The organism is Paraherbaspirillum soli (genome assembly GCF_042654985.1).
In the GTDB taxonomy this organism is placed as follows: domain Bacteria; phylum Pseudomonadota; class Gammaproteobacteria; order Burkholderiales; family Burkholderiaceae_D; genus Paraherbaspirillum; species Paraherbaspirillum soli.
Map to the genome: position 1 here is coordinate 122271 of NZ_JBHSMT010000028.1, position 22544 is coordinate 144814.

Here is a 22544-nt window from a genome sequence, read left to right on the forward strand (position 1 = left end):
ACGAAAATAGCGAACCATGACGTAGCTCGCTCGCTACTGGCAGGCAAGATAGATAACAGAGATGGCGATGTCGCCAATCCCGGCCGGCCCTCCATTTCGAGCCACTTATTCGGAAGTTCGCAATTGCACATGTCCAATGTGCTCGTCGCTGACCAGAGGGATGATTCGGGTCGTTGTGATTCTGGGGAAAGGAGTATCTTCCCGATGTTCGGCACAGAGGCCGATAAGATATTCCGAAGCGATCCGGATCTGCCAGTGATGCCACCGGGATAGGCGGTCGCCGAGATTTGGGTGCATCCACATTTCCAGGCGTTCGGAGGCGTCGAAACGAAAGCCGAATTGGTCCAGCGGTATGGAAAGCCCCATTCCACGCGCCTTTATATAGGCTTCCTTGAGCGTCCACCACTCGAAAAAACGTTCGCCTTGCGCATCCACTGATAGCGCCGTTAGATCGACGATCTCTTCCTCTGCGAAATAACGCTTGGCGATGTTGATCGGTGCCGGCCTGAGTGCGATGTTTTCCACATCTACGCCAAGCTCGCGATCCTGGGTGATCGCCAGCACGATCATGTCGTCGCAATGAGACAGGTTAAAAGACAGTGTCCGCTTGTCGAAGTCCATGCCGCAGAGTGCAGGTTTGCCATAGCGGTTTTCTTTGAATATCAGTGATGCCGGCGCCACGCCAGTGAAGCGCGATAGCACGGTGCGCACCAGTGCCCGCGTGACCAGATAGCGATGCCTATCCCGTTCTCGCAGAAAGCGCTGAGCGCGCCGCCGCTCTTCTGCGCTGAGCAGTTGCCGATAGGCTTCGAGAAGTTGAATATCTCCCTGATCGTCAAGGAAGGTCAGCCACAGGTCTATTCGCTGCGGGTCGGGATCAGCCACTGTTACGAGTCGATGCATAGCTCCGGCTACCATCGGAACCGTAGCCGGACGATGACGAACGATAGCGCCGACCATCCCATCAAGACGGCTATCTCCGGCCATAGCTTCGATAGGTTGCCGAACCCCACGGAATTGAACAAAATTTCGCGCATTGCAGAATTCAGCTGCGTCAGCGGCATCAGTTTGGCAAACACCTGTAGCCACTCGGGAAATGCGCTGACGGAGAAGAACACCCCTCCCAGAATGATCAGAGGCATTTGCACGAAGTTGACGATGCCATTGAATGCCGTCACCGAGGGACTGATGGTCGCAAGCGCCAGGCCCAGGACCAGGAACGACACGCACCCCAGCGTAACGACAAGCAACAGCAGCAAATAGTTCGCATTGAGGGGAATGCCGAACGCCAGCACGCCGAGCATATATAGCGCCAACACCACGGTGTAGCAGATCAGCAGGCGCGAGATAAACAGCCCGGCAAGAAACGGCACCGGCGACGCATCGATGGTTTTGATGTTCTTGTATAGCCCATGATGTTCTTCCTCGATCAGCACCGCGCCGAAACCGTTGAGGCCGATGATCAGCAATGTCATGCCGATGACGCCAGGCAGCAAGACCATCAGGTAGGATGCGTTCTGGCTGGTCGCAATCTCTTGCTGCCTCGGACCAGCCGCTGCCGGTCCTTGGAAATAATCGTCGAGGACTCCTTGCACGGCGGCATTTTCAACCCGGTTCTCCAGCAACGAGTTCGCGTACAGCTGGACATCGGGGTGCTTCGGGTCGACGTCCGGGCGCGTGGCGCGAAACTCCAGGTAATGCTTGATCCGGTTGCTTTCGAGCGCTGCCTTGGGCGGTATTTTGGTGTCCGCATACGGCATCAGATTGACCAGCTTATGCTTGCCGAGATAATCGATTAATGCAGCCGTTGCGGGCTCCCCGGTAGTGCCGGAGTACCCGGAGTACCAAACGACGATCTTCGCATCGTCGCGCATCTGTAGCGGATAGCCGACTCCCAGCAACAAAATCACCGGCAGCACATAACAAAAGAACAGTGCAGTTTTATCTGATTTGAGCTGCAGCATGCGCAGCTTGAAGAATACCCAGGTTTTTTTCATTCTCGCTAATCCTTGCCAGTGTGCGACAGAAACACGTCTTCCAGATTCGGACGATTGACATCGAAATTGATGACGTCGATGCGCTGGTTTTCGCTTACCGCGAGAATTTCCCGCAGCGTGTCCGCCACCTCCCTGGTCTGCACGCGCAAGCAGTCGGTTTTGTCATTCCACTGAAGATCGATGACACTGACCAAGTCCTTGATAAATTCCAATTTGAATTTCCCCTTGGCGAAACGGAACTCGATGGAATGGTGCGTGTACATCGATTGCACCAGCTCTGACGGGCTGCCTTGGGCGATGATCTGGCCATCGTTCATGATCATGATCTCGTCGCACAAGCGTTCGGCTTCCTCCATGTAATGCGTAGTGAGGATGATGGTCTTGTCGGGATCCTGCTTCAGTTCCTCGATCAGCTCCCAGGTATAAATCCGGCTGTGCGGGTCGAGCGCAGATGTCGGCTCGTCGAGAAAAATGACGTCCGGATCATCCAGCAGTGCGATGGCGATCGATAGCCGCTGCTTTTGTCCGCCGGAGAGCTCATCCACCTTGAAGTCGAGCTTGCCGTTCAGGCCGAGCCGATCCAGCAGCCAGGCTGTCGGCTTGCCATTGCGCCTGCCGCTGCCGGCGACCCTCAGCGCCTGATAAAACTTCAGAAGCTGCGCCACGGTCAGGAACCGGAAATAGTTGTTCTGTTGTAGCTGTACGCCCATGCGCGGCTGGATTTGGCGTATCTGCGTGGCGACATCCATCCCTAAAACTGTGATCGATCCGGAGCTGATCGAAGTGATACCCTCGATCATTGCCAGCAGCGAAGTTTTTCCGGCGCCATTCGGCCCCAGGATGCCGAAACAGCCCCCCTTGCGCACCCGAAAGCTCATGCCTTTGACGGCCTCGAAATCGCCATAGCGCTTGCGTACATCATTTATTTCGAGCGAATAGATCATAGGCTTCCAATATCTGTGGCGTTATCGATCGAGGCCCATGCGGGATGGTCAGCGAGCGTTTGTCGGAACGAATCAATCTCCGATTCATTCCCCCTGAAAGCGCAATGAACCCGCAGCTTGCCGTCTGCGGCATGGGCTTCGAACAACAGCCCGTAGTAATCCTGCAGCTTGCTTCGCAGATCAGCCTTAGCCGTCGATATCTGCTGCGACGGCGGTGGAGGCTCGGTCTGGAAGTTGAACAATATCTCGTGAGCCAATCCAGGTAACGTGGCTGCTCGTTCAAGGCTCGCTGCGTCGTCCAGGCTGGCGTAATGAATGCCCTGCTCCTTTAAGGATGCCGCCTTGGCCGACACATCCGCCAACGGCGTGTCCAGCTCGATGACGAACGGGATCTTGTCCAGGAACAATCCAACCTGATCGAAATACCTGTGCTCGCCGAGTTCCCGGCCATGGTGAACCAGCACCATGCCGGCCCGCGCCAGACCGGTAGCCTGCAGAGTCCAGCGCTTGAACACATCGAAGGCCGACTCGGCAGCCCTGCCTGGTACGCGCAACGGCAGATCGAAGCTAACGATTTGCAATGGCTGCTCGCGCCTTGCGTCAAGTGCGTCGCGAGTGGTCGACATGACCGCCGACAGCTCCGCATAGCCCAGGATCCGGTCTGCGAAATCGCGCGCTGTCAGGTCGCATTTTTGTTGCGCATCGCGCAGATAGTCCCGATACGTGCGCGCAATGAGATTGGGCTCCGGACTTTGCTTCAGCAGTTCAATCAAGCGGCGCTGAGCGGTACTTTGCGATATGCCGTCCCAGATCAGGTGATCGAGTGCCAGCAGCAGGAAATGCCGCGTGTCCGATACCGATACCCATGCGGCGGCATAGGCTAGCGGCGTCCGTTTTCTGGCGTAACGCAAGGTATCGCCAAGGGCGGCCAGATGGTCGTTCAGCGCATTTTCGCCCGCGGACTTCAAATCGATATGGGCTATCGCCGCGCCCGTCATTGCTTCCGCAGCCAACAAAGTCCAGCACTGGCGATCGTGATCGGGCACCGCGCGGAGCAACTCCTGTTCCCGCGCCAGATACCCAAAAGCATGCTGCAGCTCCTGTGCGGTATGCCAGCCCGTGATCTCGACCATTCCGAAACTATCGCGCTCGGCCCATTCCAGCATGCCGCGTTGCACCGCACCGAATTGGAATTCATCTTCCCGCGGCGCCGCCGCAATGGCATCGAGATAGCCGGCAAATTGCGTTTCGTAAGCATCCGGCATCGCGCCGACCGGGTTCAGCCCCAGCGCGCTTGCGCCTTGATGCTCAAACCTTGACACGGCGCTTTCGAGGTCGTCGCATATCCGAATGAAATCCGGGACGTCGTCGCGTTCCATCAAGCTCAACGTACTTTTTAGCTCAGCTACCCTGGACGGTCCGACTTGCTCGATCAGCAGCACGGATGCCCCCTCCCCAGCCGCCTCACCCGCGTCCAGCGCCATGCTCCTGTATGCCCAGCGCCGGCTGTCCAGCCAGTCGCTCAGGCTGCGGCCACCAAACGCACTAAACGAGGACACCGCTCCCAGGGCCTTGAGCGTGCGCTGCTGATACACATCGGTCACGCTCAGCGCGAGGCCTTGTTCGCGCAAGCGGCCAAGCATGCGAACCAGCAGAATCGAGCTGCCGCCGAGATCGAAGAAGTTATCGCCGCGGCCGACTTGCGGCGCATTGAGCAGCTCTTGCCAGGTGGCGGCAATCAGCCGCTCGGCAGCGCCTTCCGGCTCTTCATATGCTGCCTGCTGAAACGCGCTGACGGACGGCGCAGGCAAAGCTTTACGGTCGAGCTTGCCGTTGGCATTCAACGGCAGGCTATCGAGCGCCATGATCGCTGCCGGGATCATGTAATCCGGCAGCGACAGGCGCAGATAAGTTTTCAGATCATCCACCGCCACCGGGCTTTTCAACGTGACATAGGCTAGCAATTGCGTATTGTCTGCCCCCTGCTCTCGCGCCACCAACACTGCCTCACGCACCTCCGGGTGTTTAATCAGATTGTTTTCGATCTCGCCCAGCTCGATGCGGAAGCCGCGAATCTTTACCTGGAAGTCTTTACGGCCGATGTATTCCACCTGGCCGTCAGGCAAGCGGCGACCCAGATCGCCGGTCAGGTAAAGACTTTGTTCGGCCGCATGCCGTGCATATGGATTGGGCTGGAATTTGGCCTGCGTTTCCCCGGGACGATTGATATAACCGCGGCCGACTACCGGGCCTGCCACCGCGATCTCGCCGACCGCGCCCAGTGGCACCCGCTGCAGGCTATCGTCAACCAGATGCATTTGCGCATTGGCGATAGGCGTTCCGATCAGCACCCGCTCGACGGGACCGTGGATAGCATGGAAAGTCACGCAGTCCGAGCATTCCGCCGGGCCGTAGTGATTCATCAACGGCAGGTTCGGATAGCGCTTGAACCAGCGTTCGACCAGCTCGCGCGGCAACGCCTCGCCGACCGAAATGACCCAGCGCAGACGCGGCAGCGGCCGATCATACTGCAACACTGCCTGGATCAGCGACGGCACCGGTTCCCAGATCGTGACGGCCTGCCGCCGGAGGCACGCCAGCAGCGCTTCCGGATCGCGTGTGATGTCGTTGCCGACAATATAAACCTTCGCCCCCAGCAGCAGGCCGGTGAGGAATTGCCACACCGAGATGTCAAAGCATTGCGGCGCCGTTTGCGCAATCACGTCATCCGCGGACATCGACAACAGCGCGTGTTTCGCACGCATGTTGTTGATCATTCCACGATGTTCGATCATCACGCCTTTCGGTTTGCCGGTAGAACCCGAAGTGAAGAGCAGATAGGCCAGGTCGTCGAGGCGCGGCTGCGGCAAGTCCGCCGCCGGGGTTGCCATGGCAGCAGCGGCGGCGACCAGTTCGGCGACCGAAGTCACCTTGTCCGCCGGCCAATGGCCGTCCAGCCATGCGCGCTGTTCGGTCAGGCTGGCGCCGACCACCAGCAGTCCTGGCTGAGCTTCGCCGAGAATCTCGATCCAGCGCTGCACAGGATGGGTCGGGTCGAGCGGCAGATAAGCGCCGCCAGCCTTAAGCACAGCGACGATCATCACCAGCAAGTCAGTGCCGCGCTGATCGAGCAGCGCCACCGCCTGCCCTGCCACTATGCCTCTTTCCCGCAGCACTAGCGCCAGGCGCGAGGTAAGTTCATCCAATTCGCCGTAGGTCAATTGCTTGGCTTCGCATTGCACGGCGATGCGGTCCGGCGTGCGCAAGGCCTGGGCCGCGAACAGCTCCGGCCAGCTACGGTCGATCAGCTCCGGCCGGTAGGTATCGTTGAGAGCCGACAGCCAGCGCGTCTCTTCCTGGCCGAGGATAGCCAGCTGCCGCACCTGCTGCTGATCGTTCGCCATCGCATGCAGCGCATGCTTGAAATAGCCCAGCCAACGCTCGATCGTGCTGCGGTCGAACAGCGCGCTTGCGTATTCCACGCCGCCGGTGATGCAGCCATCGATCTCGACCAGATCGAGCGACAGGTCGAACTTGGACGGTCGATATGATATCGGCTGCGGCGCGATTCGCAGCCCGTCCAGATCGATCGCGGCAGCAACATCCTCGCTGAGCCAGTTGAACATGACCTGGAATACCGGCGTGTGGGCCAGGCCGCGCGGCGGCTGCACCACATCCACCACTTGCTCGAACGGTATCTGCTGATGCCGCTGCGCGCCCAGCGTCTGCTGCTTCACGCGCTCCAGCAGTGCAGCTACCGTCAGATCACCCGACAGATCAATCCGCAAGGCCAGCATGTTGACGAAGAAACCGATCAGCGACTCAAGCTCTGCCTGCGTGCGATTGGCCACAGGGCTGCCGATCACCAGATCCTGCTGTCCCGACAAGCGGCTGAGCACGATGGCCCAGCCCGCCAACAGCGTCATGTACAGGGTCGTGCCGTGGCCGCGGCTCAATGTCTTCAAATCCGCTGTCAGCTCCGCATCCAGCACGACAGGAACATAGCCGCCGTCGTAGTCCTGCTGAGCGGGACGCGGGCGGTCGGTCGGCAGCTCCAGCAACGTCGGTGCGCCGGCCAAGGTATCGCGCCAATAATCGATCTGCTCCTGCAACCACACACCCGCCAGGCACTGGCGCTGCCAGACAGCGTAGTCGGCATATTGCACCGGCAGCGCTGGCAGCGGGTCGTCGGCACCGCTCCGGTAGGCATTGTAGAGTGCGCCCAGTTCGTCAATCAGCAATCCCTGCGACCAGGCATCGGTCACGATATGGTGCATGGTGACCAGCAGAATGTGCTGGTCCGCGCCCAAGACAAGCAGGCGGCCGCGTACCGGCGGACTGAGCGCCAGGTCGAACGGGGTGCGAATCTCCTCGTCGATCAACGGCTGCAGGCGCCATGCGTCGGCCGCGGCCTCGGCACTAAAATCCTGTTCAATCAGATTGAAACCATGGTCGGAGGCCGCAATGCTCTGATACGGCTCGCCGCCGATCAGCACAAAGCGGGTCCGCAGCACTTCATGCCGGGCAACGATCCGGTCCAGTGCGCGATGCAGCGCCGCACTGTCCAGCGCCCCCTGCAGATGCAGCACGCCGGGCACGTGGTAGGTCTCGCTGCTGCCTTGCATTTGCGACAAAAACCATAGCCGCTGTTGTGCGAACGACAGCGGCAGCGGGCCGTTGCGATCCACTGGAACGATGACTGGCTTATCGCTCTCGACCGCGTCGGCAATGACTCTTGCAAAATCTTCGAACACCGGGGAGGCGAACAGATCGGCAATGTTCACTTCAATCTTCAGTTCTTGCCGCAGCCGCCCAACCGCGCGTGCCGCCAGTAGCGAGTGGCCGCCCAGATCGAAGAAACTGTCGTCCCGGCTGACACGGTCGACCTGCAACAATTCCTGCCAGATGTGCGCCAAGGCCAGCTCCATGCTTCCGCTTGGCGCGTAGTAGATTCCTGACTCGGTTTTGATCTCAAGCGCGAGCAGTGCTTTGCGATCGACCTTGCCATTGGCGTTCAACGGCATGGCGTCCAGCACCACGATGGCGGCAGGGATCATGTAATCCGGTAGCGATGCGCGCAGATGCACCTTGAGTTCATCCGCAGCAACTGCGGCTGCGGTTTTCAGCGTGACATACGCCACCAATTGCTTGCCGTTGCGTCCCTGCTCACTCGCCACCGCCACTGCCTGGCGTACTGAAGGATGATGGGCGAGAGCGCTCTCGATCTCACCCAGTTCAATGCGGAAGCCGCGAATCTTGACCTGGAAATCCTTGCGGCCGAGGTATTCCAGATTGCCATCGGGAAGACGTCGGGCCAGGTCGCCAGTCAGGTAGAGACGTTGTTCTGTCGCATGGTGCGCATACGGATTGCGGCGGAACTTGGCCTGGGTTTCCTCGCTACGGTTGAGATAACCGCGCCCGACCGCGGCGCCGGATACAGCAATCTCGCCGACCACGCCCAGCGGCACCAGCTGGAGTTGATCGTCCACCAGATGCACTTGCGCATTGGGCAAGGCGGCGCCGATCAGCACCCGCTCGACCGGACCGCTGATCAAGTGGAAGGTCACGCCATCCGAACATTCTGCGGGACCGTAGTGATTCATCAGCGGCAGCGTTGGATACTGCTCGAACCAGCGATCGACCAGTTCGCGCGGCAACGCCTCGCCGACCGAGATGACCCAGCGCAGATGAGGCAATGGCATCTGGTACGGCAATGTTGCCTGGATCAGCGACGGCACCGGCTCCCAGATCGTGATACGGTGCCGGGCCAGGCATTCCAGCAGCGCTTGCGGATCGCGGGTGATGTGGTTGCCGAAGACATGGACCTTCGCACCCAGTATCAGGCCGGTGAGGAATTGCCACACCGAGATGTCGAAGCATTGCGGCGCGGTCTGGGCGATCACGTCGTCCGCCGACATCGACAGCGGCGCGATCTTGGAACGCATGTTGTTGATCATGCCGCGATGCTCGATCATCACGCCCTTGGGCTTGCCGGTGGAGCCGGAAGTGAAAAGCAGATAAGCCAGGTCGTCGAGGCCCGGCAGCGGCAACTCCGCCGCAGCGGTCGCGACAGCAGCGGTAGCGACCAGTTCGGCCATCGAGCGCACACGGTCGGCGTCCCACTGGCCGTCGATCCAGCGGCGCGGTTCGGCCAGGGTATCGCCAATCACCAGCAGGCATGGTTGTGCTTCTTGCAGGATATCCAGCCAGCGCAGCGCCGGATGGGTCGGATCGAGCGGCAGATAAGCAGCGCCAGCCTTAAGCACAGCGACGATCATCAGCAGCAAGTCGGTGCCGCGCTGATCGAGCAGCGCCACGACCTGCCCTGCCCCGACGCCCCTTTCCCGCAGCGTTAGCGCCAGGCGCGACGTTTGCTCATGCAACTCGCGGTACGTCAGTTGTTTAGCTTCGCATTGCACGGCGATACGGTCCGGCGTGCGCAAGGCCTGGGCCGCGAACAGTTCCGGCCAGGTGCGGTCGATCAATTCCGGACTATAGGTGTCGTTGAAGCTTAACAAGCGGCGTGTTTCTTCCTCGCCCAGAAGATCCAGCTGCCGTACGGACTGCTGCTGATCCACCATCGCCCGCAATACGCGTTCCAGGTAGCCGGTCCAGCGCTCGACCGTCGCGCGATCGAACAGCGCGGTCGCGTACTCCAGGCCGCCGGCGATGCCGCCCCGGACTTCGGCCAGATCGAGCGTCAGATCGAACTTGGACAACACCTGCGGCGCACTCTGCGGCGCGATCCGCAAGCCATCCAGGTCTATCGCGTCGGCCACATTCTCGCTCAGCCAGTTGAACATGACCTGGAATATCGGCGAGTGCGCCAGACTGCGCGGCGGTTGCACCGCCTCCACCACCTGCTCGAAAGGCGTCTGCTGATGCCGCTGCGCCCCCAAGGTCTGCCGTCTCACGCGTTGCAGCAATTCGCTCACCGTCGGCTCGCCCGACAGGTCGATCCGCAACGCCAGCGTGTTGACGAAGAAGCCGATCATCGGCTCCACCTCCGCCTGCACGCGATTCGCCACCGGACTGCCAATCACCAGATCCTGCTGTCCCGACAAGCGGCTGAGCACGATGGCCCAGCCTGCCAGCAACGTCACGAATAAGGTGGTCTCATGCCGGCGGCTCAGCGCTTTCAGCGCCGTCGTCAGCTCCGCATCCAACGTGAACGCAACGATGTCGCCGTCGTATTTTTGCTGTGCCGGACGCGGCCGGTCGGTCGGCAGTTCCAGCAGTGCCGGCGCGCCGGCCAAACAGTCGCGCCAGTAGTCGGTCTGTGCCTGCAGCCATGTTCCCGATAGCCATTGGCGTTGCCAGACCGCGTAATCGGCGTACTGCACCGACAGCGCGGGCAACGGATCTTCGGCGCCGGCACGGTACGCGTTGTAGAGGACGCTTAGCTCGCGCACCAATATCTCCAGCGACCAGGCGTCGGTCACGATATGGTGCTGCGTAATCAGCAGGACATACTCCTCCGCACCCAGCACGATCAGCCGGCCGCGCAGCAGCGGACCGGCGGCCAGATCGAACGGCGCACCGGTCTCCTCGTCGATCAGCATGGTCAGACGCTGCACGGCATCGGCCTGCTTACTGAGATCGTGTTCGATCAGGGTGAAGCCCTGGTCGGCGGCCGCGATGCGCTGGCACGGCTCGCCGCCGACCAGTTCGAAACGGGTGCGCAATACCTCATGCCGGGCCACGATCCGGTCCAGCGCGCGGCGCAGCGCCACGCGATCCAGCCGGCCCTGCAGGCGCAGCACGCCAGGTACATGATAGGTCTCGCTCACTCCTGGCATCTGCGACAGAAACCACAGCCGCTGCTGTGCCAGCGACAACGGCAACAATCCGTCGCGCGCTACCGGCGTAATCGCCGGCAATACATGACGAGCGGAGCTTTCTACCAGCGCCGCCAAATCGGCGAGCACCGGGCTCGCCAGCAAGTCAACCACGCCAAGATCCGCCCCAAGCTGCTCGCGCAAGCGCGAGATGGCGCGCATCGCTAATAAGGAATGCCCGCCCAGCTCAAAGAAATTGGCGGTAGCGCTAATCTGTTCCGGCTGCAGTTTCAGCACCGATGCCCAGATCTGGGTCAAGACAGTTTCGATTGCGGTGCGCGGCGCAACATAAGCGCTTTCGAGGCCGGCGCCGATGTCCGGCTGCGGCAATGCCTTGTCGTCCAGCTTGCCGTTAGCGGTGAGCGGCAATTGATGCATCAGCACAATGGATTGGGGCAGCATGTACGCCGGCAGCGAACGCCGCAGGAAATCGCGCAGCGAGGCGACGAATTCAGCTTCCTCGGCCGCCTCCCCATCAGCCTGGTCGCGCCTGACGACCCAGGCCAATAAGCGCTTGTCGTCCTGATCTCCGCGCACCAGCACCGCCACCTCCTCGACCGCGGGATAGTCGCGGATGCGATTCTCGATTTCGTTCAGCTCGATACGGAAGCCGCGCAGTTTGACCTGGCGGTCGCGCCGGCCGACGCATTCGATGCGGCCGTCATCCAGCCAGCGGCCCAGGTCGCCGGTACGGTATACCCGGCTGCCAGCCTTCCACGGATCGGCAATGAATTGCTGATCGGTCAAGTCCGGCCGGTTGAGGTAGCCTTGCGCCACTCCTTCACCGCCAATCCAGATCTCGCCGAGCAGGCCGGGAGCGCACAGCTGGCCCACCGCGTCCACCACATACATCGTTGTGTTGGGGATCGGACGCCCTATCGACAAGCTCTTGCCTTCGACGCTGGCGCCCGCGTCCTCGCCCTCACTCATCCACGCCGAGGACAAGACAGTGGTCTCGGTCGGGCCATAGGCGTTGACATAACGGCAGCGCGCACTCCAACGCTGAACCAGTTCCGGTGTCGGCGCCGAACCGGCGGTGAGCAAGGTCATGCCTTCGGGCACCAGGTCGGGATCCATCTGCAGCAAATAGGGCGGCGGAAACGCTGCGAAGCGGATCCGCTGTTCAGTGAGGTATCCGGCTAGAGCGCGCGGCTCCTGGATCAGTTCTGCGCTGAGCAGATGCAGTACCGCGCCGGTAAGCAATGCGCCGAAGATCTCTCCTGCCGATGCATCGAAGGTGTGCGGCGCAAACTGCGTGAAACCATCGCCAGCCCCGAAAAAACCGGCATTGCCGAACCAGCAGCAGTAATTGACCAGGTTGCGATGGCTGATCAATACCCCCTTGGGCTGGCCGGTCGTGCCCGAGGTGTAAATGACGTAAGCGGTCGAATGCGGGTCCCGTGCCGGTAGCCGTAGCGCCGAGCCATCTTGTCGCGCGGAAAATCCGGATGGATCATTCAGCGTGCAATCTTCCAGGAACAATGGCGTCACGCCCCAACCGGCCGCTTGCTGTCGATGGCCGCGCTGTGTCACAAGCAGCTTGATGCCTGCATCTTCCATGATGAAGCGGCCGCGCTCCGGAGGACAATCGAGCGCAACCGGCACGTAGGCGGCGCCGGCATGCATGATGCCGAGCATGGCGGCGATCAGATCCGGTTCCTTGCCCAGGCTGAGCGCGACCCGCTCGCCCGGCTCGACGCCGCTGTTGGTCAACCACGCCGATATCGCCTGCACTCTTTCGGCCAATTGCCGATAAGTCCAGCGCTCGCCTCCCGAGACGATGGCGTGCGCGCTCTCGCGGCTGTCAGCCTGCATCAGGAACAGTTCGTGCACGCAGCGGTCGAGCGGATACGCCGTATCGGTGGCGTTCCAGTCGCGTATCGCGCGCTGGCGTTCTGCGTCGCTCAGCACCGACAGCTGCGAGATCAGCTGCTCGCCGCCTTTGGCGAAGCTTGCCAGCAGCTGGCACAGACGCTGTAGCAGCAACAGCGTCGGGGCGGCGTCGAATTGCTTCGATTGATAGGCCAGTTTGAGCGTCAACCGTTCGCCGGGATAGACGATCAGGCTCAAGCCGAGATCGCTTTGCTCGATACCCTGGACGTCAACCATGCGCAGGCCACCGGCCGAATCGGCGACCAGCAACGAGCGGTCGAGCGGGAAATTTTCGACCACCACCAGCGCGTTGAACAGCGCCTGGCCGAGACGTGCGCCGCTGCAGCGCTGGATATCCGCCAGCGGCAGAAATCCGTGGTCCTCGTGATCGAGCTGTACCCGCTGGATCTGTTGCAGCCAGGAAGACAGGTTCTGGTCTGCCGCGATCTTCAGACGGATCGGCAATGAATTGATGAACAGCCCGACCATGCTTTCGATGCCGTCCAGGCTCGCCGGACGACCGCTGGTGGTGTAACCGAACAGCACTTCCTGTTCCGCGCTGTACTTGCTTTGCAGCAGGCCCCACGCGGCTAAAATCAGCGTGCCAAGGCTGACGCCTTCGGTTTGCGCGAGCCGGCGCAGCTGCGCCGTGGCTACCGTCGAAAGCTCTATCGAATGCGCTTTCTGTTCGCCGTTGGCCGCCGCCACGTCGACGCCGCCGCCTTCAGGTTCCGCCGCCAGCGGCAGACTCGCGCTGGCCGCGATCGGCAAGCCGTCGAAGTAAGCGCGCCAGTAGCGGACCGCAGCTTCCCGGTCTTGCGCTTGCAGCCAGCCGATGTAGTTCTTGTACGCAGGCGCCGGCAGCGCCTGGGCTTGCGGTGCGGCGTAGATCTGGAGCAGTTCCTTGATCAGCAGCCCCATCGACCAGCCGTCGATCAGCGCATGGTGGTGGGTCCAGGCCAGACAGTAGCGCTGCGGGCTCGTGCGCACCAGCAGCAGACGCATCAACGGCGCGGCGCCGAGATCGAATGGCTTGATCCGCTCTTCGGCAAGCAGCTGTTCCAGCCGCCGCTGCCGGTCGTGCGTATCGTTCGGGGCGCCCGCCGAAAGCGGCGTGCCGAGGTCTTCTTCGCGCCACGGCAGGTTGACCTCTGCCATGACCATCTGCAGCAAAGTGTCCTGGCCGAGGTCGACAAAGGCGGTGCGCAGCACCGGGGTCCGCCGCACCAATTCCTGCCAGCTTTGGCGCAGGCGCGCCGGGTCAACTGCCTCCAATTGCATCCGCAGCTGGGTCAGGTAAAGCCCGTTTTTCGAGTCGCGATCGGCCAGCAGCAACAGCCCTTGCTGCATGCCCGTGCAGGGATACAGATCCTGTAGCGTCGGGTATTTCGATTGCAGCGCGCTCAGTTCTGTCTGCGGGATATCGACCAGCGGAAACGGCGCGGGTTCGTGCCCAAGGCCAGACCCGGGGCCGCCGCCGTCCCAGGCGACAATCTCCCGCAACACTGTGACCAGGCGTGCGGCCACGGCCTCCACCGTCTCGCGCTTGAACTGCTGGCGGCTGTAGCCGACATGGAAGGCCAACGCCCCGGCACTAATCAAACCATTGATATTCAGCGCATGGGTTCTGGTTCGGCGCGGACTGACGGCACTGCCGCCCAGCAGGCCCGAGTCGACTTGTCCCAGGTAGTTGAACAGCACGTCGGATGTCCTGCCTCCAAGCGCGTCCCTGGCGGCTGCCAGATCCTCGTCATGCGCCAGGGTGGTCAGTGCGTCATAACCGATGCCGTTGCGCGGCACCGCTTCCAATTGCTGCCTGGTTCTGCGGATGTGTTCGGCCAGATCGCCTCGGGCACCGGCCACATGGAACGGATACAGTGCGGTGAACCAGCCGACAGTCTGGCTCAGGTCGATCCCCTCGAACGCCGCTTCGCCAGCCATGTCGTCGCGGCCATGGCTTTCGAGATCGATGCGGACCTCATCAGCATCGAGCCAGCCGCCCAGCGCCCGGCTCAGCGCGGCGATCAGCAACTGATGCGGTCGAACCTCGAACACAGCGCTAGCCTGGTTCAGCAGCAACGAGGTTTCCTCGCGGCTTAAACCGGCCACGACCTGTTCTGTCGTTTCCTCGATCGGAGAAACAAGATCGCGTGCATCTTCCGGCATTGCTGCGCGGTCGAATTTCAGGCCCGCCGCCGGCGATTCCAGTTGCCGCAGCCAGTAGCCTTTTTCACTCTCGAGCGAGGCGCTGTAGGCATAGTCATGCAGGCGCGCCGCCCACTCTTGATAACTGCTGGTTTTGGCGCCCAGCTTGACCGGCTCGCCGCGACCGCGTTGCGCCAGCGCCATCTCCAAATCATCCAGCAACACTTGCCACGAAACCACATCGACGATCAGGTGATGCATGACCCAGATCAGCTGCGACTGATCGCCGTCGCGCAGCCACAGCCAGCGGCACAGCTTGCCTTGCTTGATATCGAGCGAGGCAAGCGCACGTTCCGCTTCAGCCTTGACGCGAGCCTGCCGGTCCGCAGGATCTCCTGAAATAGGCTGCGCATCGACCTCGACAATCATCTCATCGAGCCCACTCGCCGCATCGGATGGCAGCTCGGGACGATACTGCGCAATCCAGCCGGCAGACGTCTCGCGGAACTTCAAGCGCAGCACATCGTGCCGTGCCACGATCCCGGCCAGCACCGTCTTCAGCAAGTCCAGGCCGGCCTGATGCGGCAAGTTCACCGCTGCGTATTGGCAATAGTGATTGACGTCGATGCGGTCATCCTGCAGGAATCCGATCTGGATCGGCAGCAGGCGCTGCTCGCCCTTGACGGCCTGGCTGTCAGGCGCCGGCTTGAGCACGGCCGCGGCATCTTCCTTCTCCGCCAGCCGGGCGACCAGATTGCGGATGGTCTTTTCCTCGATGATCAGCCGCGGCGTAAGAACGATGCCCTGCTTCGCCGCGCGCGATACCACCTGGATTGCGAGGATGGAATCGCCGCCGATGGAAAAGAAATTGTCGGTGACGCCAAACGAATCCGTGTGCAGCACATCGCCCCAGATCGACCACAGCTTGCGCTCGCGCTCATTGCTCGCCTCGACATAGACGGCGTGCACGTAAGCGGACGGCCCTGGCTCGGGCAAGCTGGCGCGGTCGATCTTGCCGTTCGCATTGCAGGGCACCGCGTCCAGCAACACGAATGCCGCCGGCACCATGTACTCGGGAAGTTCTGCCTGAAGTTTTTCCCGCAGCGTCTGGATTAGCTGGGACTTGGCCGGTTCATCGTCCGGATTGAGTGATTTGGCGACAACATAGGCCACTAATTGCTTGTGATTTTCATTCGTTCTGGCGATCACCAGCGCTTGCCTGACGCCCTCATGCGCAGACAATGCATGCTCGATTTCGCCGAGCTCGATGCGGAAACCGCGAATCTTGACTTGATGATCGAGGCGGCCGAGATACTCCACTTCGCCATCGGCCCGCCAGCGCGCCAGATCGCCGGTACGGTACAGGCGTTCTCCCGCTTCAAAGGGGCTGTCGATGAATCGTTCCGCGGTCAGTTCGGGACGGCCCAGATAGCCGCGACCGACCGCGGCGCCGCCGATATACAGCTCGCCGCTGACGCCGATCGGCACCGGCTCCAGCCGTTCGTCGACCACATACAGGCGCGTATTCCACAGCGGCCGGCCGATCGGCACGATCGCCGCATCAGCCGTCTTGACTTCGCGTCCGCTGGCTTCGATCGCAGTTTCGGTCGGGCCGAACAGATTGTATAAGGACGCCTTCGAGGACGACAGGAAGCGCGCAGCCAGCGCCCCGGGCAACGCTTCGCCGCTGGCGAACATGCGCCGCAGGCTGGTGCACGAACCGATGTCGCCCTCATCGAGAAAGACCTGCAGCATCGAAGGAACAAAATTCAGCGTGGTGATGCCGTGATCGCGGACGGCCTGGCTCAGGTAGGCCGGGTCGCGATGGCCGCCCGGCTTGGCCATCACCAGCGTCGCCCCCGCCAGCAGCGTCCAGAAAAATTCCATGAACGAGACGTCGAACGAAAACGGCGTCTTCTGCAGCATCCGATCCGTTGCGTCCAGCTTGTAGCTGGCTTGCAGCCACTGCACCAGGTTGACCAGTGAACCATGCTGGTTCATCGCCGCCTTCGGCTTACCGGTCGAGCCGGACGTGAATATCACGTAGACCAGATGGCTGGGCGTGACGCCAGTCGCAGGGGCTACGGCCTCGTGCTGCGCCACCCGCGCCCAATCCGCATCCAGACGCAACAGCCGCACATCCGCGCCGACTTGCGACAACGGGCCAGCCAGCAGTTGCGCCTGGGTCAGCACCAGATTCACGCCGATATCGGCCAGCATGCCGGCCAGCCGCTGCGGCGGCAGTTCAGGGTCCAACGGCACATAGGCGCCGCCGGCCTTCAAGATACCCAGCAGCCCAAGCACCATCTGCGTCGATCGCTCGGCGCACAGCCCGACCACCACATCGGGTCCCACACCCAGCGTACGCAGATGCTGGGCCAGCCGGTTGCTGCGCTGGTCGAGTTCGCGATAGCTCAAGCGTTCATCTTCGCAGACCAAGGCCTCGGCATGCGGCGTGCGCGCCGCTTGTTCCGAGAACAATTCGTGTATGCAGCGGTCGTCGCTGTAGGCATGCACCGTCTGGTTCCACTCGGACACCAGCTGTTGCCGCAGTCGCGGCGGCAGCAGCCGTAGCTCGCTCCAGGCGGCGTCCGTATGGTCGATCAGCTGACGCATGCAATGCGCATAGATTTCCAGCCACATGGAGATGGACGCCTCGTCGTACAGATCGGTGTCGTAGCCTATCCGCACGCCATAGCGTGGAACCGCCGCCGACCCCGCTTCTTCATCGCCGGAATCCTGTTCGATCAGGCCGAAAATGAAGCGATAGTTGGTCGACTCGTAACCCGCTTCCAGCATCGGACGCAGCTGTTCATGGTGCTCGCCGTAACGGTGGCTTTCGATATTGAACAAGGTGTCGAACAACGCGTCGTCCAGCCGCGCTTTGACGGCTTCATGGATAGCCGACAACGGAAAGGCCGCGCAGGCGCGCATTGTTTCCAGCTGGCCGTTGACGCTGGCCAGCAGAGCGGCCGGGGTACTTGCGGACTCAATGTTCAGCACCAGCGGCAAGGTGTTGACGCAGCACCCTGTAATCGTTTCGAACCCGGGAATCTGTTCCATCCGTCCGCTCTGGATGACGCCGCAGCGCACCTGTTCCTGGCCGCCCAGATAACGCAGCAGGCAGGCGTAGCCGGTCAGCCACAAACTGTTGGCCGTCACGCCGAGCGCGCCGGCTTTGGCGCGCACATCTGCAGCCAATTGACGGTCGATGCTGCCGAGATAGAGGCGCGTGTTGGGCGGCCCCGATTGGGCCGCGGCGTGGCTGTGGCCGGTAAGAGGCGTCGCGCAAGGCAGCTGACTGGCGCTCCGTTGCCACGGCAATTCGGACCAGTACCTGTGCCATGCGCCGCTGGCCCGCAGAGCGCGCTGCTGCAGCACGATGTCCGCCATGCTTGCCAGAGGCGCGCTCGGCTTGGGCACGCCTTCCCCAAGGAAGTGGCGGTAGGTTTGCAGAAGATCATTCAACAGCAGTTCGATCGACCAGCCGTCATGGATGATGTGATGGATGGACAGCAGAGCGAGGAAGCTGTCGCCGGCTTCGTCCACGACCTGCAAATCGAACAGCGGAGCCTGGCTGAGTCGCACCGGCTGGCTGCGCGCCTGCTCGATCAGTTGCTCAGCGAGCGCTGCGCCTTGGCCGGGCTGCGACTGGTGCACGCTGGCCGGGGTCGGGATCGCTGTCAGCACCACCTGATGGATTTCTCCGCCGCGCCATTCCTTGATGAAGGTACGCAGGCAATCATGGCGAGCGATCCAATCGGCTACCGCCTGCTGCCAGACTGGCTGGTTCAGCGCACGCGGCATGCGATAGCACATGTGCACCTGATAGGTATCCTGATGCCGGTGCATGGTATGTTGCATGTCGGTCAATGGATAGACCGCCTTGACCGTTGCCGGCAGCTCATCAAGCTGCGCCTGCGTCAGCGCTGCGAGCGGGAAGTCGGAAGGCGTCCAGCGCCGGTTCGCGCCCACCACGCAATGATCGATTACTTCCCGCAAGCCCTGGATCAAGGCCTGCCCAAACCGTTCGAGCGCGTCCCCGCTCCAGGCCGCCGGATTGCAATGCAAACCGATAATCAGCTCGCCATCGCGGATCTCGCTTTCCACCGACATCGCGTATGGGCTGGCGTTGCCCTCGCCCATTTCGATCGCGACCATCGGCACCGTACGCCAGCTCTCGTGGCTGCGCTGCACCACGCCCGAGAAGTTGAACAGCACCTGCGGCGAGCGGTAGCGGTCGAATTGCTCGCGCACTGCGGGATCGCGGCTCAAGTAACGCAGCGCATAGAAATCCCGCCCGCGTTGCGGAATCGCCGCACGGACTTCTTTCAATTGGATCAGCCAGGCGCCCAGATCGAGTTGCGCCGGCACTTGCAAGCACAGCGGATGCACGCTGGTGAACCAGCCCACCGTACGGTCCAGGCCCTGCGCACCGGCAAATGCCTCGTCGCGGCCATGCCATTCGACATCCAGGCAGATGCGCTGCAGATTGAAGCTGCGTGCCAGCGCCAGATACGTCGCCGCCAGCACCAGTTCTTCCGTGCTCTGCCGATAGCAGGCAGGCGCCAGTTCGATCAGGCGCGCGGTATCGTGCCGCGACAGACGGTGCTGTTCAATCGCGATCGGGTGGCACGCTGCTTCACTCGTGGCAAGCGGCAGCGGCTGCGCGCTTTCGGCGGCGCGCAATACGGGAAGCCAGTCGGCCAGCCGTTCATCAGTTTGTTCGGCGGCAGGCACATTGAACTTTTCCGACCAGTCCAGATAGCTGATGCTCTTGCCTGGCAATACCGCTTCGAGGCTGCTCTCGTCGCCACGGTACAGGTGGCGCAAATCATCCAGCAGAATCCCGTGGCTGATGGTGTCCACGATCAGGTGATGCAACACCCATACCACGCGCGAGCGGCTCGGCGTTTTCAGCAGGGCGATGCGGAACAGCGGCGCCTGTTCGATACGCAATTGCGCGCCAAGCGCGACACGGCATTGCTCGCTGGCCTGGTCCAGCTCAGCCTCCGTCACGTCGATCAGCGCGATCGGCGGCAACTCAAGCGTCGCGCCGGCGATCTCCTGCCGCCAGGCTAAAGGTTCTTGCAGGTCCGTTCCGGTACGGACGAAACGGACCCGCAATTGATCGTGATAGGCAAGCAAGCGGGAAAAAGCCCGCTGCAAGCGATCCGCATCCAGTTTTTCCTCGGTCTCGAAGGACAAGGTCTGGCAAAAGGCACCCGGCTGTTCGAGCCGCAATTGAAAGAACCAGCCCTGAATCGGGCTGAGCGGCGCAATCCCCTGGCGGCTGGCATAGTCGCGCTGCAGCTGGCGCCCGGAGCGTTGCAGCAGCTCGGCGAAATCGGCCAGGCGCGGATGCGACAGCAGTTGCGATGAAGTGGTCTGGTAGCCCAGCCGTTTCAGCGCAGACATCACCACCAGCGAGGTCAGCGAATCGCCGCCTAGATGGATGAAGTTATCCTCGCGCGAAATATTCGGTTGTTGCAGGACGCTGCGCCAGATATCGGCGATCTGCGCTTCCAGCAGGTTGATGTAATCCGCCGGCCGGGTTGACGATTCGGTTTGTTGCAGCCGCGCTTGCAGCGCACGATAATCGGTCTTGCCGTTCACGGTGAGCGGCAGAGCGGACAGGCAAAGAATGCGGTTAGGCATGGCCCAGCTCGGCAGCACCTGTCCCAAGCCTTCCCGAATGGCTTCTTCCGGCTGCGGCTGGCCGGCGTAAAAGGCCACCAACTGCTTGGCCCCCTGAACCTCGGCCACGACCACTGCAGCATGCTCGATCCCCGGTAGCATCAGCAGCGCTGCCTCCACTTCGCCGGGCTCCAGCCGATGCCCGCGCAGCTTGATTTGATTGTCGACTCTTCCAGCGAAGAACAGCCGGTTCTGGTCGTCGAAACAGGACAGGTCGCCGCTGCGGTACCAGCGGGTCGACTCCGTCGTAATGAATTTATCGCGCGTCATCTGTTCGCGCTTGAGATAGCCGTGCGCCACCCCCGCGCCGCCGATCAGCAGTTCGCCGATGGCGCCGCGCGGCAGTGGCTGGTTGAAGCGATTGACGACACGGACCTCGGTATTAATGATCGGGAATCCGATAGTCAACTGCTCGTGCCGCTCAGGCAGATGGCTCGCCTGCCAGAATGTCGACAGAATCGTGGTCTCGGTCGGACCGTAGGCATTGACATACTGCAGATGCGGTTGCCAGCGCCTGACCAATTGCAGATCGGGGGCCGATCCGGCGGTCAGCAGGGTCTTCAGTCGCGGCAGTTTCTCGGGCCAAAGATGCTTTGCATATTGCGGAGGAAAAGCCGCGAACGTCACCCGCTGATCGCTCATGTACTCCTGCAGCAGTTCGGGATTGTCGATCAGTTCCGCAGGCAGGATCACCAGCGTGGCGCCGCTCAGCAGGGCCGCATGGATTTCACCGACCGACGCATCGAATGTAACAGGGGCAAACTGCGACACGATATCGTCCGCCCCCATCAGTCCGCGCAAATGCGTGACGAAATTCAGCAAGTTCCCGTGGCTGATCTTGACGCCCTTCGGCCGGCCGGTGGAGCCCGACGTGAAGATCACGTAGGCCAGATCGTCTGTGGCCAGCACATCATGCAACAGCGGGCGCTGCGGGGCGGCGTCGGCGGCCGCGTTGGTGGCAGAGGATGCGACGTCCAGGCAGAGCACCGCCGGCAACGCATCGCGCATCAACGGCAACCAGGATTCTTCGGTCAGGGCAACGCGCATCTCCGCGTCGTCGGCCATCGCCTGCAGGCGGGTCGCCGGCTGCTGGGCATCCATCGGGACAAACACCGCACCGACTTTCAGTACCGCCAGCTGCGCCGCAACCATCCGATGACTGCGGCCGAATGCAACGCCGATGTAGTCCCCTCGGCCGACGCCGGCCAGGTGCAAGGTCTGCGCCCAGCGCCCGGACAATGCGTCGAGTTCAGCGTAGCTCACGCCGCCATCGGCGTCGATCACGGCGATCTTGTCCGGATCGGCGGCAACCGATGCGGCAAAGCGCTCCAGCAAATTGCCGGCGATCGATTTCACCGGCCCGGCCATACTGGTCGGCGACGGCACATAGGCATCGAGACCGTCGAATCGGATCTCATCCGACAAGCGCGATGCCGGATTTTCCAGCATCTTGTCGATGATGCGCGCCCACAGTGTCATCACGTAGCGCTGATAGGATTCGCCGAAGCGGCTGGCGTCGCAATCGACGAACCATGATTCGCGCTCGCGCACGATCACGAATTCCGTTTTGAACTCCCCGTCCGAGGCGCCATGCAGGTAGATGGCATGCCAACGCAGTTGGTCGGCCAGGCTGGAATGATTCGGATCATGCAAGTCGAACCAGTCGTGCTCGTTGTCCAGCCATTGCTTCCTGACCTCGGCCAGCAATTCGCCCAGCGACGTCTGCTCGCTCACCGCAGTGATCACCGGCCAGCATTTCCCGGCCTGCTTTCCCAACAGACAGGTAATGACAGGTTCATCGTTATATCGCAGCCAATGCAGAACGCCATGCCATGCGGCCACGCAGATCGGCAAATCGGCGCGGTCGGCAGCGTGGCTGAAAAACGGCTCGCACTCCAGCATCCTGCGCTGACCTTCGTATTGCGGATTGGCGCTGCCGTCGTTCAACGCGCTTGAGAGGTCCATCCCGGCCATGCTGTGCGGCATGCTCAAAGCGATCGTTGATTCTTGCTTTAATGACATTCTTTTCTCCATGACTTTTTATAACGATT

General features: G+C 61.8%; 4 protein-coding genes. All 4 read right to left on the reverse strand.

The genetic code is table 11. From position 1 onward, the window contains the following. Positions 1 to 105 precede the first annotated feature (105 nt). Genes ACFPM8_RS16700 through ACFPM8_RS16715 form a run of 4 tightly spaced genes read right to left on the reverse strand, consistent with a single transcriptional unit; the run spans position 106 to position 22515 of the window. On the reverse strand, positions 106 to 903 hold the full coding sequence (locus ACFPM8_RS16700) for a 4'-phosphopantetheinyl transferase family protein (protein WP_378999044.1): 798 nt from the start codon (positions 901 to 903) through the stop codon (positions 106 to 108). Between the two features lie 8 nt (positions 904 to 911). Continuing rightward, on the reverse strand, positions 912 to 1997 hold the full coding sequence (locus ACFPM8_RS16705) for an ABC transporter permease (protein ID WP_378999045.1): 1086 nt from the start codon (positions 1995 to 1997) through the stop codon (positions 912 to 914). A gap of 5 nt (positions 1998 to 2002) precedes the next feature. Beyond that, positions 2003 to 2941 (reverse strand): ABC transporter ATP-binding protein, encoded by a 939-nt coding sequence (locus tag ACFPM8_RS16710; protein WP_378999047.1) that lies wholly within the window; start codon positions 2939 to 2941, stop codon positions 2003 to 2005. Beyond that, positions 2938 to 22515: a non-ribosomal peptide synthase/polyketide synthase gene (locus tag ACFPM8_RS16715; RefSeq protein ID WP_378999049.1), complete on the reverse strand. Its 19578-nt coding sequence runs from the start codon at positions 22513 to 22515 to the stop codon at positions 2938 to 2940. Before ACFPM8_RS16715 ends, ACFPM8_RS16710 begins: the two co-directional genes overlap by 4 nt. Positions 22516 to 22544 lie beyond the last annotated feature (29 nt).

Coding starts and splice junctions, on each gene's coding strand:
- ACFPM8_RS16700 (WP_378999044.1), bottom strand. CDS start 903: ATGCATCGACTCGTAACAGTGGCTGATCCCGACCCGCAGCGAATAGAC.
- ACFPM8_RS16705 (WP_378999045.1), bottom strand. CDS start 1,997: ATGAAAAAAACCTGGGTATTCTTCAAGCTGCGCATGCTGCAGCTCAAA.
- ACFPM8_RS16710 (WP_378999047.1), bottom strand. CDS start 2,941: ATGATCTATTCGCTCGAAATAAATGATGTACGCAAGCGCTATGGCGAT.
- ACFPM8_RS16715 (WP_378999049.1), bottom strand. CDS start 22,515: ATGTCATTAAAGCAAGAATCAACGATCGCTTTGAGCATGCCGCACAGC.